The organism is Pseudomonas sp. NPDC008258, assembly GCF_042956345.1.
Classification (GTDB): Bacteria; Pseudomonadota; Gammaproteobacteria; order Pseudomonadales; family Pseudomonadaceae; genus Aquipseudomonas.
Map to the genome: position 1 here is coordinate 1 of NZ_JBIBGE010000045.1, position 15756 is coordinate 15756.

Below are 15756 nucleotides of genomic sequence, written 5' to 3' on the forward strand. Positions count from 1 at the left end.
TGATCAAGCGGATGGCTTACGGCTACCGGGACAGCGAGTTCTTTTTCATGAAGATCAAGAATGACTTTCCCGGCAATCCGTGAAGAACCTTTTTTCATGGGTGGCGGGAACCTTTTGCGGACTTGCATCTTGCATGCAGGTTTACCGTGCAGGTTGCAAAATGCACGACTTGTGAAATGCCGGCATTTTGCCAAGTTGTTGATTTATAAGTATTTAATTTAGGCGGCAAAGCTGGCACAGCACATGCAACTACCTTCATACCTGCCGCCAGGACATACGGCGCAGACCTTTCGAAAAACAGGAGTGACCCACATGAAGAAGTTCGCCATTGCTGCCGCTACTGCTACCGCTCTGACCCTGACCATGGCTAACGCGGCATTCGCCCAACAGTCCACCCAGGCCCCCATGACGCTGGCGGCCGGTGAGGTGACCAAAGCCAAGGAAGCTACCTCTGATACCTGGATCACCACCAAGGTCAAGGCTGACCTGATGACCGAGAAAGGCGTGCCAGGCAGCGACATTAAAGTCGAGACCAACAAAGGTGTGGTGTCGCTGTCGTCTGAAGTGGCCATTACCGATGCGCAGAAGGAAATGGCTGTTGCCATCGCCAAGAAGATCAAAGGCGTACAGGCCGTTTCGGCTGATGGCCTGAAGTCCGAATAAGGGATGTCCCGTCGGCCAAACGGACTTGGCCACCAAATGCTGATAGGGGCCGCTTTGCGGCCCTTCGCGGGCACGCCCGCTCCCACAGGGTCAGCGCGATCCCTGTGGGAGCGGGCGTGCCCGCGAAGGGCTGCAAAGCAGCCCCTTTCACTTAGTAAACCGGGTTGCGCGCCACCACATCACTCTCAAAGCATTCCTGCTCCATGATCAGCGGCTCCACCAGCGGGCGGCTGTCGCGAAAATGCGCGGTCTGGGTATGCGCCTCATACGCCGCATCATCGCGGTAGATCTCATACAGGTAGATCACCTCCGGATCGACTCTGTCCTGCGACACATCGAACACCAGACAACCCGGCTCACTGGCCACCGAAGCAGCGGCATTGACCTTGATCGCAGTAAGGAAAGCATCGGCACATCCGGGTTTCACGCGGGTCTTGATGAACAGGCTATACACAAAGCTCTCCTTTTGTTTTAAATTCAATAACGAATTGTATACAAAAATGGAGCCTAGCCAATGTCTGAATTGCCTGCCCGCCCTGGCCGCCTGAATGGCCTGCGCCATATTGCCTTGCTGGTACCCAACCTTGAGGAGTGCGAACGCTTCTACGTCGATGTGCTGGGCATGGAAGTACTGAACCGCGCCAATGAAGACCTGGTGTACCTGACCTGTGGCAATGACAACCTGTCGCTGGGGCGCGGGGCAGGGGCTGCCAACGGGCTGCAGACACTGGACCACTATGGGTTCATCGTCGACAGCGTAGAGGAACTGGAGGCCTGGTATGCGTACTTCAAGGCCCGAGGCGTGACCTTGCTCGACCGGCCATTCAACCATGGTGACGGCGCGCGCAGCTTCCACCTGCTGGACCCGGCGGGGAACAAGGTGCAGCCGCTGTATCACCCGGCGGTGTCGGGGCAGCGGTTGGTCTGAAGCCTGCGCCGGCCTCTTCGCGGGCATGCCCGCTCCCACAGATACTGCGCAGGCCTCAAGCAGTGCGCTATCCCTGTGGGAGCGGGCGTGCCCGCGAAGAGGCCGGGCCTGCCATTAGAGATTACTCAGCATCCAGATGCATCGGCGTCACCACCCGCCCATCGCTCTCAGGCTGCCCCAGGCTGGTATCGATGAAATACACCCGGTCATCTTCCAGCTTGCCCTTGTCGACCAGGTAATCCTTGATGCTGCTGGCCCGCTCCTGGCCCAGCGTACGCAGCAGTGGGGTGCTTTCGGCCCACGACTTGATCACTGCCTCGCGCAGCTTGGCAGTACGCTCGTCACGCCCCAGTTGCTCCCATTCGGCAGGTGGCTGCTGTTTCAGGCGTGTCCGGTAGATGCCTTCGAGCATCGCTGGCTTGTCGCTATCGTCCACCACCAGCATCGAGGCATTGGCCGGCACCTTGTCACCGCGGCGCTGCAGGATCTTGTACCAGGTGGCCTGGTATTCACGCTCCAGGCGCTGCTGGGCAATCAGCGGGCCATCGCTGGCCTGGGCGCTGGTGCCTTCGATTTCCAGGCGCAGTTCCGGGCGCTCTTTCAGTGCTGAGGCCAGCTTGTCCAGCGACGACTGGGCGTCACCGCTGAGCTCGCTGGAGCCGGGTGCGAAGGCAACGTTGCCCAAGTCTTCCGAGCCGCCGCCACTAATCAGCCCACCAATGAACTTGAACGGGGCTTGCGCAGCACGCAGCACCAGGTTGCGCAGGGTCTGCCAGACGATCGGCATCACGCTGAACTGTGGGTTGTTGAGGTCGCCCGTCACCGGCAGCTCGATCGAGATCTTGCCCTCGGTGTCCTTCAGCAATGCCACCGCCAGGCGGATCGGCAAGTCGACCGCATCCGGGCTATCGACTTTCTCGCCCAGTTGCAGCTGCTCAACCACCAGCTTGTTTTCGGCCTTGAGCTGGCCGTTGGTGATCAGGTAGTGCAAGTCGAGGTTGAGCCGGCCCTTGCGAATGCGAAAGCCCGCAAACTTGCCGGAGTAGGGCGTGAGGGTGGTCAGTTCGACGCGCTTGAAGCTGGTGGCGATATCCAGGCTGGCCAGCGGGTTGAACGGGTTGAGTGCGCCTTTGATGGTGACCGGTGCGTAGCGGTCGACCTTGCCCTTGACGTCCACCTTGGCCGGCGCCGGCTTGCGGTTGTCGATGGTGCCGATCTGGCCATTGAGCTGCTGGATGGCCGTGGCGAAGTTGGGGGTAAGGGACAGGTCGGCGAAGTTGGCCGAGCCGTCGTTGATGTCGATCTGGCCGATGTGGATACCCAGCGGCTTGTCGCTGCCCGCCGTGGCTGGCCTGGCTTGGGTTTTCGCGGGTGCGCTGGCCGGTTGCGGGATCAACAGGTCGTTGATGTTGGTGGTGCGGTCTTCGTTGATGATGAAGCGCGCATACGGCTGCAGCAGGGTTACCTTGTCGATCGACAGCGCATCGCCGTGCACATAGGACAACCCGTCGACGTTCACCTGCTGCCATTTGACGAAGTCGCGGCTCTTGATGGTGTCGAGGGTGTGCAGCTGGTTGAGTTGGGCTTTGCCGGTGATGTTGAAGGCCAGCGGTGCGGTATTCTTCAGGTCGACCTTGAGGTCGCTGGAGAGCATGCCACTGCGCAGTTCCAGCAGAATGAACGGGCTGATGTAGGCCTGGGCTACCCGCAAGTCGATGTCTCGGGTGCTCACATCCAGCTTGGCCCAGATCGGTGCCAGGTTGACCTGGCCGGCCGCCTGCAGCTTGCCTTGCCTGCCCACACCGGTATCGAGCTTGAGCGTGAACGGCGACTGGTTGAGGCTGTCGAAACCTTGCAAGTCGGCGTTGAGCGGGCCGATGTCCAGGGCTACCGGCTCTTTCTGGCTGCGGTCCGCCAGGTGCACCAGGTAGTTGCGCAGTTGCACGTCCTTGAGCAGCACTTGCCAGGGCTTGCTCGGTTCTTTGGCGGCTTGCTGCTCAGGCGTGGGTTCGGCGGCAGCCGGTTCGGCTTTCTCTTTCGGCGTGGCCTTGGCGGTTTGGCTGGCGAACAGTTTTTGCCAGTCGAGCTGGCCGTCCTTTTCCAGCGCAGCCCAGGTCTCGAGTTTTTCGCTGCGGATCTTGCCGACGGTGACCAGTTGCTTGACCAGGTCCACGGAGGTTTCGCTCACCTCCAGGCTAGCCAGGCGCGCGAGTGGGCGGCCATCCGGTGCCTTGATGGCAAACGGGGCGATACGCACCGAAGCGTTGTCCAGCAGCAACTCGGTCTGTTTGGCGAGGTTGAGCTTGTAATGGGTATCGAGGCTGAATACGCCGTCTTCCAGCACCAGCGGCACGGCATCGCGCACGTAGGGCCAGAACAGTTTCATTTTCCCCTCGGTGACCTTCAGCGTGCCCTCGGAGGCAATCGGTGACAGGCTGAGGGTGCCGTTCCAGTCGATGCGCCCGCCATTGGGGCCGTTGGCCACCAGGGTCATGTCGGCGCTGTCGTCAGGTAAGGTGCTGAGGTTTTTCAGCTCCAGGTTCATGTTGTCGTAGAGGAACTCGATCGGCTCGCTTGGGCGCGCGTCCTGGAAGTGCAGGTAGCCGTCGGTGAGCTTGATACTGCCGATACGCAGTGGGAACGGGTCGCTGGGCGGCTGGTCGGCCTTGGCCTCACTGGCGGGCAGCTTGAACAGCCCGGTCAGGTTGAGTGTACCGTCCTTGGCGAACAGCACTTCGTTGCGCGGTTTGTCGAGCTCTACCGCCTCCAGGTGCAGGGCTTTGGTCCACAAGCTGTCGAGCGAGAGGTTGGCGTACAGGCGCTCGAAACCGACCTGTTCCTTGCCGGGATCGCCGATCTGCAGGCCCCAGAGCGTCAGCTCAAGGCTGAAAGGGTTGAGTTCGATCCGTTCGAGGTGGGCTGGCACGGTCGCATACTGGGCCAACTGCTGGTTGGCGATGCGCAGTGCCACACCGGGAAGAATAAGGAAGCCGAGCAGGCTATAGAGGGCTCCCAGGGCCACGATTGCGCCAGCGGCGCGAGTCAATCCTTTGTACATGTGTCGCATCGTCTGTCTAAGCAGGAGTGCTTGGAGTATGGCACGTTAAATCAGTTCCGCTGAGGCGACCATTTGAGCTCATTCGATGCCCATGCGCCGTTTGGCCCGGTGCGCCGAGCCGTCGCGCATTGCCCAGCGCAATACCGGCGCGGTGCGTTGCAGGCCCAGGCGGATGATGCGTCGCTGCAAGGGCCCGTGCTGCAGGCCGAGCATGGTCTGGGCCCAGTCCGGTAGCAGGTCGATGCCGGCATGCAGCATCAGCTTGCCTACCGGTTGTGCCAGGCGGCTGGGGGCCGGGGCGTCGAGCAGTATCCTGACCACTTCGTGGCTGCGGCTGTCACAGTGAAGCTGGGGGCACATGCGCAGCAGGTAATCCTCGACCTGCTGGCACGAGCGCGGCACGTTACGGGCGCCAAGGCGCTCGGCGATCAGGGCGATTTCAGCGTAATAGGCGTCCTGCTCGGCGCGTGCCAGGTGCGGGTTGCGGTAACGCAGGTGGGCGGCGAGAAAGCTGCTGACCTCCGCTACATGGACCCAGGTCAACAGGTCCGGGTCGCTGGCAGCATAAGGGCGGCCATCCGGTGCGGTGCCGGTGACCTGCAGGTGGATGGTGCGCACCTTGTCGATCAACCACTCGGCATCGCGCGTCGAGCCGAACGTGGTGCCGGAGATGAACTGGCTGGTGCGGCGCAGGCGGCCTAGCAGGTCTTCACGGAAATTGGAGTGGTCCCACACCCCCGCCAGGGCAAGCGGGTGCAGCAGCTGCAGCAACAGGGCGCTGATGCCGCCGACCAGCATGCTCGGGAAGTCGCCATGCACCCGCCAACTGATGCTGTGCGGGCCGAACAGGCCAGGGTCGCCTTTGGGGTTTTCCAGATCGAGCTGGCCGAGGGCCAGCCCTGTAAGGCTCATGACCTGGGTTTCGATGCGGCGACGAAGGGCTTCCATGGCGACCTGTGGTTCAGGACGGCCATGGACAGTGGCCGCCGGTTACTGGTTGAGACGCTTGTCGATCAGGCCCTGAACCACGCTGGGGTCGGCCAGGGTCGAGGTATCGCCCAGGTTGTCCAGCTCGTTGCAGGCGATTTTGCGCAGTATACGCCGCATGATCTTGCCTGAGCGGGTCTTGGGCAATGCTGGGGCCCACTGGATCAGTTCTGGCTTGGCAAAGCTGCCGATTTCCTTGCTGACCAAGGCCAGTAACTCGGCCTTGAGCGCGTCGTCTGGCGCTACGCCATTCATGGGCGTGACGAATGCGTACACGCCCTGGCCCTTGAGGTCGTGGGGGTAACCGACCACCGCCGCTTCGGCAACGCTGTCATGCAGCACCAGTGCGCTTTCCACTTCTGCGGTGCCGATGCGGTGGCCCGACACGTTGATCACATCGTCGATGCGCCCGGTGATCCAGTAGTCGCCATCGGCATCGCGGCGGGCGCCGTCGCCGGTGAAGTAATAGCCGGGCATGGGTTTGAAGTAGGTATCGACCATACGCTGGTGGTCGCCGTAGACACTGCGGATCTGCCCGGGCCAGCTGGCCTTGATGACCAGCAGGCCGGCGCCGGGGCCTTCTATCAGTTTGCCCTTTTCATCCAGCAGGAGTGGTTGCACACCAAACATGGGCTGGGTGGCGCAGCCGGGTTTGAACGATAGCGAGCCGGGAAGCGGGGTGAGCATGATGCCGCCGGTCTCGGTCTGCCACCAGGTATCGACAATGGGGCAACGCTTTTGCCCGACTTCCTCGAAATACCACTCCCAGGCTTCGGGGTTGATGGGCTCGCCGACGCTACCCAGCAGGCGCAGGCTTTTGCGCGAAGTGCTCTGCAGCGGCCCCGAACCTTCGCGCATCAGCGCGCGCAGGGCGGTTGGGGCGGTGTAGAAAATGTTTACCTGGTGCTTGTCCACCACTTGCCAGAAGCGCGAGGTGTCCGGGTAGTTGGGCACGCCTTCGAACATCAGCGAGATCGCACCATTGGCCAACGGACCGTAGACGATGTAACTGTGGCCGGTAACCCAGCCGACGTCGGCGGTGCACCAGAACACCTCACCATCGCGGTAGTCGAACACCACCTTGAAAGTCATCGTCGCCTGCAGCAGGTAGCCGGCGGTGGTGTGCAGCACGCCTTTGGGCTTTCCTGTGCTACCAGAGGTGTAGAGGATGAACAGCGGGTCTTCGGCTGCCATCGGCTCGGGCGCGCAGGCCTCGCCGGCCTGTTCCGTTGCCTCGTGGTACCAGAGGTCGCGGCCTTCGACCCAGCTGACATCACCACCGGTGCGGCGCACCACGAATACGCTGCTGACCGCAGGGCAGCTGGCCAGGGCCTTGTCGACGTTCTGTTTCAGGGGGATGCGCTTGCCGCCACGCACGCCTTCATCGGCGGTGATCACGGTGCGGCAGTCGGCATCGAGAATACGGTCACGCAGGGCATCGGGGGAGAAACCACCGAACACCACTGAATGGATGGCGCCGATGCGGGTGCAGGCAAGCATGGCGAAGGCGGCTTCGGGGATCATCGGCATGTAGATGCATACCCGGTCACCTTTTTTTACCCCGCGTGCCTTCAGAGCGTTTGCCAGGCGGCAGACCTGGCGGTGGAGTTGACGGTAGGTGATGGGTTTCGAGTCTTTTGGGTCGTCGCCCTCCCACAGCAAGGCGGTCTGCTCGCCACGCGTGGCCAGGTGGCGGTCGATGCAGTTGTAGCTGACGTTGAGCTCGGCGCCATCGAACCAGCGGGCCTTGCCGGTTTTCAGGTCGCATTGCTGCACGCTCGACCACGATTTGATCCAGTCCAGGCGCTTGGCCTGTTCGGCCCAGAAGGTGTCCGGGTCGTCGACCGACTGGCGGTACAGGCGGCGGTATTCGTCGGGGGTGAGTTCGGCGGACTGGCTGACGGCCAGGGCCTGGGGATACTGCTTGATATCGAACATGGCGGGTGGTCCTGCTCTTGTGAGGGGCGATGGACTGCAACGGCTATTCGATAGGACAGTGTAGCTGGGAGGGGTGTTCAACCTGTGCCGGCCTCTTCGCGGGCTTGCCCGCTCCCACAGGGATCGCACAAATCTTGAAGATTGTGCGGTACCTGTGGGAGCGGGCAGCCCGCGAAGAGGCCAGCGAAGGTATCAGATCACCCGCGGTGACGGCCGCGGAAGTAGTTGATCAGGCCTTGGGTGGAGCCGTCTTCGGCGCTGTCTTCCAGGCTGCCGACCAGGCGCTGGTAAACACCCTTGCCCAGCTCCTTGCCCAGCTCTACGCCCCATTGGTCGAAGGCGTTGATACCCCAGATCACGCTTTGCACAAACACCTTGTGCTCGTACATCGCCACCAGCGCACCCAGGCGGCGCGGGCTGATGCGCTCGACCACCAGGGTATTGCTCGGGCGATTGCCCGGGATCACCTTGTGTGGCGCCAGCTTTTCGATGTCCGCTTCATTCAGGCCTTTGCCGCGCAACTCGGCTTCGGCTTCTTCGCGGGTCTTGCCGAGCATCAGCGCCTGGCTCTGCGACAGGCAGTTGGCGTACAGCCACTGGTGATGGTCGGCCACCGGGTTGAAGCTCACCACCGGCACGATGAAGTCGGCGGGGATCAGCTGGGTGCCCTGGTGCAGCAACTGGTGGTAGGCGTGCTGGCCGTTACAGCCCACGCCGCCCCAGATCACCGGGCCGGTATCGGTTTTCACCGGGGTGCCGTCCTGCAGTACGCTCTTGCCGTTGGACTCCATGTCCAGCTGCTGCAGGTGTTTGGTGATGTTGCGCAGGTAGTGGTCGTACGGCAGGATCGCGTGGCTGTTCGCGCCCCAGAAGTTGCCGTACCACACGCCCAGCAGGGCCAGCAGCACGGGCATGTTCTTGTCGAACGGCGCGGTCTGGAAGTGCTGGTCCATGGTGTAGGCACCCGACAGCAGTTCCTTGAAGTTGGCCGTGCCGATGGCCAGGGCAATCGGCAGCCCGATGGCCGACCACAGCGAATAACGCCCACCCACCCAGTCCCACATCGGGAAGATATTCTCTTCGCGGATGCCGAAGGCCACGGCGGCGGCCTTGTTGCTGGAAACGGCGATGAAGTGGCGGTACAGCTCGGCTTCCGAACCGCCTTGGGCCAGGTACCAGGTACGTGCGGCCATGGCGTTTTTCAGGGTCTCGAGGGTGTTGAACGACTTCGACGAGACGATGAACAGGGTGGTTTCGGCGCGCAGGTTGGCCGACAGCTCATGGAACTCGCTGCCGTCGATGTTCGCCAGGTAGTGGCAGCGTACGCCGCGCTGGGCGTAGGGCAGCAGCGCTTCGGACACCAGCTCGGGGCCGAGGAACGAGCCGCCGATACCGATGTTGACCACGTCGGTGATCGGTTTTTCGCTGTAGCCGCGCCACAGGCCGTCGTGGATGCGCCCGACCAGTTCGGTGATCTGGTTGAGCACCTTGTGCACTTCCGGCATGACGTTCACGCCGTTGACGCTGAGCTTGTCGCCCACGGGCCGGCGCAGGGCGGTGTGCAGTACCGGGCGGCCTTCGGAGGCGTTGATGATTTCGCCGCTGAACATCGACTTGATGGCGTCCTGCAGGCCCACTTCGTTGGCCAGGTTCACCAGCAGGTCGCGGCTTTGTTCGGTGATCAGGTTTTTCGAGTAGTCGAGGAACAGACCGCAAGCGCTAAGGGAGAACTGGTCGAAGCGCTTGGCATCGGCGGCAAAGGCTTCGCGCATGCTGAAGCTCTGCATGGCGTCGCGGTGTTGCTGAAGCGCCTGCCAGGCGGGCAGGGCCGTCACATCGTGGGGTGTACGGTAATACGCCATTGCGCGGGGTTCCCTTGGTGCGTGGTGAGGCCTTGGACACGGCAGTCGTTGCCGGGTTCAGGCTGGCATCATTATAGGCAAAGGCCACTTACAAGGAATGGGTATGGCGGGGGAATTTGGGGGGCGCTTTGCGCCCCAATCGCCGGCAAGCCAGCTCCCACAGGGCATCACAAGTCTCAGGAGCGGTGCAGTCCCTGTGGGAGCTGGCTTGCCGGCGAATGGGCTGCATAGCAGCCCCAGGCCGTTATGCGGTCTTGTCTTCCACATGCAGGTAAAGGTTGTCGATCAACCGGGTATTGCCCATGTAAGCCGCCGCAATCACCACAAGATCGCGATCATCGATCACTGCCGGGCGCAGGCTCACGGCATGGCGCACCTCCAGGTAATCCGGCCGGAAACCCGCAGCAGCCAGTTGCGCCTGCCCCTCGGCAACCAGCGCGGCAAAGTCCCGCTGGCCCCGGCCAATACCCGCGGCAATCTGCTGCAAGACGCGATACAGCGCTGGCGCAGCCGCACGCTGCTCGGGCGTGAGGTAGCCGTTACGCGATGACAGCGCCAGGCCATCTTCGGCACGTACGGTGGGCTCGCCGATGATCTGAACCGGCATGTTCAAGTCGCGCACCATGGCGCGGATCACTGCCAACTGCTGGAAGTCTTTTTCGCCGAACACGGCAAGGTCGGGCTGGACCATGTTGAACAGCTTGCTGACCACGGTGGCCACGCCTTCGAAATGCCCGGGCCGGCTGGCGCCGCACAGGCCTTCGGAGAGGTGGGGCACACTGACGCGGGTTTGCACGCTCATGCCATCGGGGTACATCTCTTCAACGGTGGGCGCGAACAGCAGATTGCAGCCAGCTTGCAGCAGGCGCTCCTGGTCGGCGGCCAGCGTGCGAGGGTACTTGTCGAGGTCTTCGTTGGCGCCGAACTGCAGCGGGTTGACGAAGATACTGGCAACCACGAAGTCGGCGCGCTGCGCAGCCTTGATCACCAGGGCCGCATGCCCGCTGTGCAGGTTGCCCATGGTCGGGACGAAGCCGATACGCTTGCCTTCACCGCGGGCACGTGCAACGGCGGCGCGCAGTTCGCGGACGGTCTTGACTGTATTCATGCACTGAACCCGTGTTCGCTGCCTGGGAAGCTGACTTGCTTGACGGCCTCGACGTAAGCGACGAGGGCGCCCTGGATGTCTGCCTGGCCTTCCATGAAGTTCTTCACGAACTTCGGAACCCGGCCGCTCAGCGACAGGCCAAGCATGTCGTGCAGTACCAGTACCTGGCCATCGGTGGCGCTACCGGCACCAATGCCGATCACCGGGATGCCTACGGCATTGGTGATTTCCGCCGCCAGTTCACTGGGCACGCATTCAAGCAGCAGCATGGCCGCACCGGCCTGCTCAAGGGCGATGGCGTCGGCGCGCATCTGCCGGGCCTGGGCCTCTTGGCGGCCTTGTACCTTGTAGCCGCCCAGCACGTTGACGGTCTGCGGGGTCAGGCCCATGTGCGCGCACACCGGCACGCCGCGCTCGGCCAGCAGGCGGATGGTTTCGCCCAGCCAGGCAGCGCCTTCGATCTTGACCATGTGGGCGCCGGCCTGCATCAGCGTGGCGCTGTTGGCAAAGGCTTGCTCCGGGGTGGCGTGCGCCATGAACGGCAGGTCGGCAAGAATCAGTGCGCCGTCGTTGCCGCGTTTGACGCTGGCGGTGTGGTAGGCCATATCTGCCGTGGTGACTGGCAAGGTGCTGTCGTGGCCCTGCAGGACCATTCCCAGCGAGTCGCCCACCAGCAACACTTCGACGCCGGCCTGGCTGGCGGCTTTGGCGAAGGTCGCGTCATAGCAGGTCAGCATGGTGATTTTTTCACCCTTGGCCTTGAGGCCATTGAGGGTGGTAAGGGTTACTTCAGGCATGTAGGAAAATCCTCGTTCAGGCGCTGTAAAAAACGACTGCATTCAACGCGTGTAGTCATCTTCCGGAGCGGCACATCATCGCGCGTGATGTTCGGGCACAGGTCCGTCCGGGCCTAAATACGGGTATGCGGCACTTTGGTGCCGCACGGGACGCCTATAGTCGTGAGCGAGGTGGGGGAAGTCAATCACCCTGTTACCGCATTGTTACGATCAGGGTGTTACTGGCGTTACCGTGGCGGGGTGCAGGGCTGAAACGCCCGGTTTACAGGCGCTCCAGGCCGACGAATGGACAGTCGTCGAGCAACTGCGCCAGGGCGCGGCCATCGGCCAGGCGGAAATCGCCCGGTACCAGTTCGGCCAGCGGGTACAGCACGAAGGGCCGGGCATGCATGTGGTAATGCGGCACTTTCAGGCGTGGCTCGTCGAGTACGTGGTCGCCGAACAGCAGGATGTCCAGGTCCAGCGTGCGCGGGCCCCAGCGCTCCTTGCGCACGCGGCCCTGGCCGTTCTCGATGGCCTGCAGCGCATCAAGCAGGGCCAGTGGCGGCAGTGCGGTGTCCAGGGCGGCAACAGCGTTGGTGTAGCGCGGTTGGCCGGGTAGCAGCGAGTCGCTGGTGTACAGGGCCGAGGCTGCCACCAGGCGCGTCCCTTCAACCTGGTCAAGCGCCTGCAAGGCACTGCGCAGCTGCTCGGCAGGTGCATCCAGGTTGCTGCCCAGGCCGACGTAGGCGCGCGTCTTCACTCGAACGCCTCGTCGCCGCTGCGCTTGCGTTTGCTACCGCTGCGCTTGCGTTTGCGCGGGCCGGCACCGGTGCCTTCATCACGGCTGCCCAGCTCGCGAATCATATCGCGGCGTTCGCTGTCGTTGGCATCCTGGTAGTCAGTCCACCACTGGCCGAGGTCGTCGGTTTCTTCCCCGGCGCTTTCACGCAGCAGCAGGAAGTCGTAACCGGCGCGGAAGCGGGGGTTGTCCAGGAGCAGGTCGGCGCGCTTGCCACTGCGCCGTGGCAGGCGCTCCTGCATGTCCCAGATCTCGCGGATCGGCAGGGTGAAGCGCTTGGGGATGGCAATGCGCGCACATTGCTCGGCGATCAGATCGTGAGCGGCACCGTTCATGGCCGGGATCGGCGGTACACCCTGGTTTTGCAGGTGCAGCACGCGCGATGGCAGGGCGGGCCACAACAGTGCGGCGAACAGGAACGCCGGGGTTACCGGTTTGCCCTGCTTCACGCGCAGGTCGGTGTTGTTCAGTGCCTGGCTGATCAGCGTGTGGGTGTAGGTCGGGCGCTCGTCCAGGGCGTGGGCGCTGGCCGGGAACAACGGCTCGAACAGCTGCAGGTCGACCAGCATTTCGAAGGCGATGGCGCCTTGGCCGGAGAGGAACAGCTTGAGGCTTTCCTCGAACAGGCGTGCTGGCGGAATCTCGCGTAGCAGCGGGGCCAGTTCGCGAATCGGCTGGACCGTGTGCTTCTCGATGCCGAAGTCGAGCTTGGCGGCAAAACGCACCGCACGCAGCATGCGCACCGGGTCTTCCTGGTAGCGGTGGGTCGGGTCGCCGATCAACCGCAGCAGGCGGTTGCGCACATCGTGCACGCCATTGGCGTAATCGAGAATGCGCTCGCTGACCGGGTCGTAGTACAGGGCATTGATGGTGAAGTCGCGGCGTTGCGCGTCTTCTTCCAGGGTGCCGTACACATTGTCCCGCAGGATGCGGCCACTGGCATTGTGCGACGAGCGGTGGCTGTCACCCTGATCGTCTTCGGAGTGTGGCGCGCGGAAGGTAGCTACTTCGATGATTTCACGGCCAAAATGCACGTGGACCAGCTTGAAGCGGCGACCAATGATGCGCGCGTTGCGGAATTCGGCACGGACCTGTTCGGGGGTGGCGCTGGTGGCGACGTCGAAATCTTTCGGCGTGATGCCCAGCATCAGGTCGCGGACACAGCCACCGACCAGGTAAGCCTGGTAGCCGGCGCTCTGCAGGCGCTCCACGATGTTTACCGCATGGCGGCTGAATTGGTGGCGCTGCAGCGAGTGCTGGCTCTTGTTTATCACCTCGGGCGTGGTGCGCCTATGGTGCTGGCCCGGTACGGGCGGGCGGAACGACTGGAACAGCTTCTTCAGCATGGGATGCACTGTTTGAAGGAATGTTCGGCCAAGAATAGGAGAATGGCCGCATGATGGGCGGGGATTCTAGCATTTACTCAAGGAATGGTGTAGGCGGGTAGCAGGATGCCTGCCAGAAGGGTAGAAACGACAAGGGGAGCCTAAGCTCCCCAAGAAGTCGTTGCGTGCTCTTATTGTTATTTTGCCGGGCTTTTTGTTTTTGTTGAGTGCCCTGTCCACAAATCTCGAAGCTTGTGGACGACCCCCAATCCAGGGGTTAAGAGCAAACGGATTGCTTTGGCCGCTGATGTCACGTTGATCAGATGATCCAACCAGTTCAGGCGCTGCTTTTTAGTGCAGTTTTTGTTGTTCTCTGCCTGGTCGTGGGGCAAGCCCCAAACACGCATCCTCTCCAAAAGAATCAGTTAGCTGCGCCTCCGCCGTCTTGTTTTTATTGTGCGTGAGCCGTTTCGTCTTGTTCTTATTCTGAGTTGCAGTGCTTGTTATTGTTTTTGTACTAAGCATATAGCAGGTGCCGTGCCAACTTTTGCAAATCCAGTAAATTCAAGGGTTTGCGGCCTTCCGGCGATTTGCCAAGGGTCCAAAATGTCGAAATTTCGTTACCGTACGCCTCGGGAACTGTTACGGCCCAACGGTTGGGTAACAGATTTTTGCGGGAACTGATGTGTTACCTGGGGTGTGGGCGGTGGCCGTGCCGGCCTCTTCGCGGGCGCGCCCGCTCCCACAGGCATTTCACTGCCTTCAAGGCTTGCGCAATTCCTGTGGGAGCGGGCGTGCCCGCGAAGGGGCCAGAACGGCTAATAGACAAGGGGCAGGAGGAACCTCCCGCCCGGGCGTATCAGTTATCGCTGGTAACGTTGCTCTTGCGCCGCGGGATGCCCAGGCGCTGGCGGCGTTCCCACAGGCACTTGCGGCTGACGCCGAGCTTGCGGGCCAGTTCGGTCTCGGTCATGTGGTCCTGGTGTTCAAGCACGAAGTGCTGGAAGTAGTCCTCCAGCGACAGGTCCTCGGTCGGTTCGTGGCTGGCATTGGCAGCACTGGCTGCCACCAGGGCATTGTTGAGGATTTCGTCTTCTTCCAGGTCGCCCAGCTCGATGTCGATGCCCAGCAGGTCGGCAGAAATTTCTGCGCTCTCGCTGAGGATTACCGCACGCTCCACGGCGTTTTCCAGCTCACGCACGTTACCTGGCCAGCTGTAGTGACGGATTGCCTGCTCGGCTTCAGCCGAGAAGTGCAGGTCGTCGCGGCCGATGCGCGCGCTCTGGCGGGCGAGGAAGGCACTGGCGATTTCGTTCACGTCGCTGCCGCGCTCGCGCAGGGCAGGCAGTTTCAGGGCGATGACGTGCAGGCGATAGTAAAGGTCTTCACGGAACTGGCCGGCCTTGGCCAGGTTCTTCAGGTCGCGGTGGGTTGCGGCGATCAGGCGCACATCGACTTTTTGCGACTGCACCGAGCCCACCCGGCGAATCTCGCCCTCCTGCAGTACGCGCAGCAGGCGAGCCTGCGCCTCCAGTGGCAGTTCGCCAATCTCGTCGAGGAACAGCGTGCCGCCGTCGGCAGCTTCAACCAGCCCCGCCCGCCCGGCGCTGGCGCCGGTGAACGCGCCTTTCTCGTGGCCGAACAGCTCCGATTCGATCAGGGTTTCGGGGATGGCGGCGCAGTTCACCGAGATCATCGGTGCCTTGGCCCGGCGCGACAGGTTGTGCAGGGCACGGGCTACCAGCTCTTTACCGGTGCCCGATTCACCCTGGATCAGCACGTTGGAGTCCGTGGGCGCGACCTTGCGGATCTTGCTGTACATGTCCTGCATCGGCGGGCACGAGCCGATGATGCCGATTTCGCCATTGGCGGCTGCCGCGCTGCCTTTGTCGGCAGGGGCCGCCTTGCCATTGCTGGCGCGTGGCTCGGCAGCCGGTGCGGCGGCGGGAGCGTTCTGCCGGTCGCGCAGGATCCGCGCCACGGCCTGCAGCATCTCGTCGTGGTCGAAGGGCTTGGCGATGTAGTCCACCGCGCCCATTTTCATCGAGTCCACCGCCGAGCGCAGGCTGGCGTAACTGGTCATGATCAGCACCGGGGTACCCTGGCCGAGCTTGATCAGCTCGGTGCCGGGTGCGCCTGGCAGGCGCAGGTCGCTGACGATAAGGTCGAAGGTGGCAATGCTGAAGCGTTCCTGTGCTTCCTGCACCGAGCCGGCTTCGCTGACCTGGTACTGGTTCCGCTCAAGCAGACGGCGCAGGGCCGAGCGGATGATGGTTTCGTCTTCGACGATCAGAATGTGCGGCATTGAT

12 protein-coding genes are annotated in these 15756 nt (G+C 62.5%); 2 read left to right on the top strand and 10 right to left on the bottom strand.

All coding sequences use genetic code 11. The annotated features are described in order from the left end of the window. Window positions 1-312: 312 nt before the first annotated feature. The gene (locus ACFY9W_RS26220; protein ID WP_105948687.1) at window positions 313-663 is read left to right on the top strand and encodes a BON domain-containing protein; all 351 of its coding nucleotides are present in this window, start codon (window positions 313-315) and stop codon (window positions 661-663) included. A gap of 151 nt (window positions 664-814) precedes the next feature. Here ACFY9W_RS26220 and ACFY9W_RS26225 read toward each other — a convergent pair whose 3' ends face one another. Continuing rightward, on the bottom strand, window positions 815-1117 hold the full coding sequence (locus ACFY9W_RS26225; protein WP_391136869.1) for an antibiotic biosynthesis monooxygenase: 303 nt from the start codon (window positions 1115-1117) through the stop codon (window positions 815-817). Between the two features lie 60 nt (window positions 1118-1177). On the opposite strand from ACFY9W_RS26225, the gene ACFY9W_RS26230 reads away from it, so the two are divergent. After that, complete coding sequence (locus ACFY9W_RS26230) at window positions 1178-1591, top strand: VOC family protein (RefSeq protein WP_019752964.1); 414 nt, start codon at window positions 1178-1180, stop codon at window positions 1589-1591. A 121-nt stretch (window positions 1592-1712) separates the two neighbouring features. Here ACFY9W_RS26230 and ACFY9W_RS26235 read toward each other — a convergent pair whose 3' ends face one another. The 9 genes from ACFY9W_RS26235 to ACFY9W_RS26275 form a co-directional block, all read right to left on the bottom strand. Continuing rightward, window positions 1713-4649, bottom strand: a complete 2937-nt coding sequence (locus ACFY9W_RS26235) for a DUF748 domain-containing protein (protein ID WP_391136873.1) — start codon at window positions 4647-4649, stop codon at window positions 1713-1715. Between the two features lie 78 nt (window positions 4650-4727). Beyond that, window positions 4728-5597, bottom strand: a complete 870-nt coding sequence (locus tag ACFY9W_RS26240) for an oxygenase MpaB family protein (RefSeq protein ID WP_391136876.1) — start codon at window positions 5595-5597, stop codon at window positions 4728-4730. A gap of 42 nt (window positions 5598-5639) precedes the next feature. Further along, window positions 5640-7574 (bottom strand): acetate--CoA ligase, encoded by a 1935-nt coding sequence (acs, locus tag ACFY9W_RS26245; protein WP_391136879.1) that lies wholly within the window; start codon window positions 7572-7574, stop codon window positions 5640-5642. Window positions 7575-7771: 197 nt separating this feature from the next. Continuing rightward, window positions 7772-9436: a glucose-6-phosphate isomerase gene (pgi, locus tag ACFY9W_RS26250; RefSeq protein WP_391136882.1), complete on the bottom strand. Its 1665-nt coding sequence runs from the start codon at window positions 9434-9436 to the stop codon at window positions 7772-7774. A 244-nt stretch (window positions 9437-9680) separates the two neighbouring features. Then, window positions 9681-10544 carry a pantoate--beta-alanine ligase gene (gene panC, locus ACFY9W_RS26255; RefSeq protein WP_391136885.1) on the bottom strand — a complete coding sequence of 288 codons (864 nt, stop codon included), beginning with the start codon at window positions 10542-10544 and terminating at the stop codon, window positions 9681-9683. Next, a complete protein-coding gene (gene panB, locus ACFY9W_RS26260; RefSeq protein WP_391136888.1) occupies window positions 10541-11341 on the bottom strand; it encodes a 3-methyl-2-oxobutanoate hydroxymethyltransferase in 801 nt (266 codons plus the stop codon). The genes panC and panB overlap by 4 nt, the downstream gene beginning before the upstream one ends. 262 nt (window positions 11342-11603) lie before the next feature. Then, window positions 11604-12083, bottom strand: a complete 480-nt coding sequence (gene folK / locus ACFY9W_RS26265) for a 2-amino-4-hydroxy-6-hydroxymethyldihydropteridine diphosphokinase (protein WP_391136891.1) — start codon at window positions 12081-12083, stop codon at window positions 11604-11606. Continuing rightward, on the bottom strand, window positions 12080-13468 hold the full coding sequence (locus tag ACFY9W_RS26270) for a polynucleotide adenylyltransferase PcnB (RefSeq protein ID WP_391136894.1): 1389 nt from the start codon (window positions 13466-13468) through the stop codon (window positions 12080-12082). Before ACFY9W_RS26270 ends, folK begins: the two co-directional genes overlap by 4 nt. Before the next feature lie 838 nt (window positions 13469-14306). After that, window positions 14307-15752 carry a sigma 54-interacting transcriptional regulator gene (locus tag ACFY9W_RS26275; protein ID WP_391136897.1) on the bottom strand — a complete coding sequence of 482 codons (1446 nt, stop codon included), beginning with the start codon at window positions 15750-15752 and terminating at the stop codon, window positions 14307-14309. Between the last annotated feature and the right edge of the window lie 4 nt (window positions 15753-15756).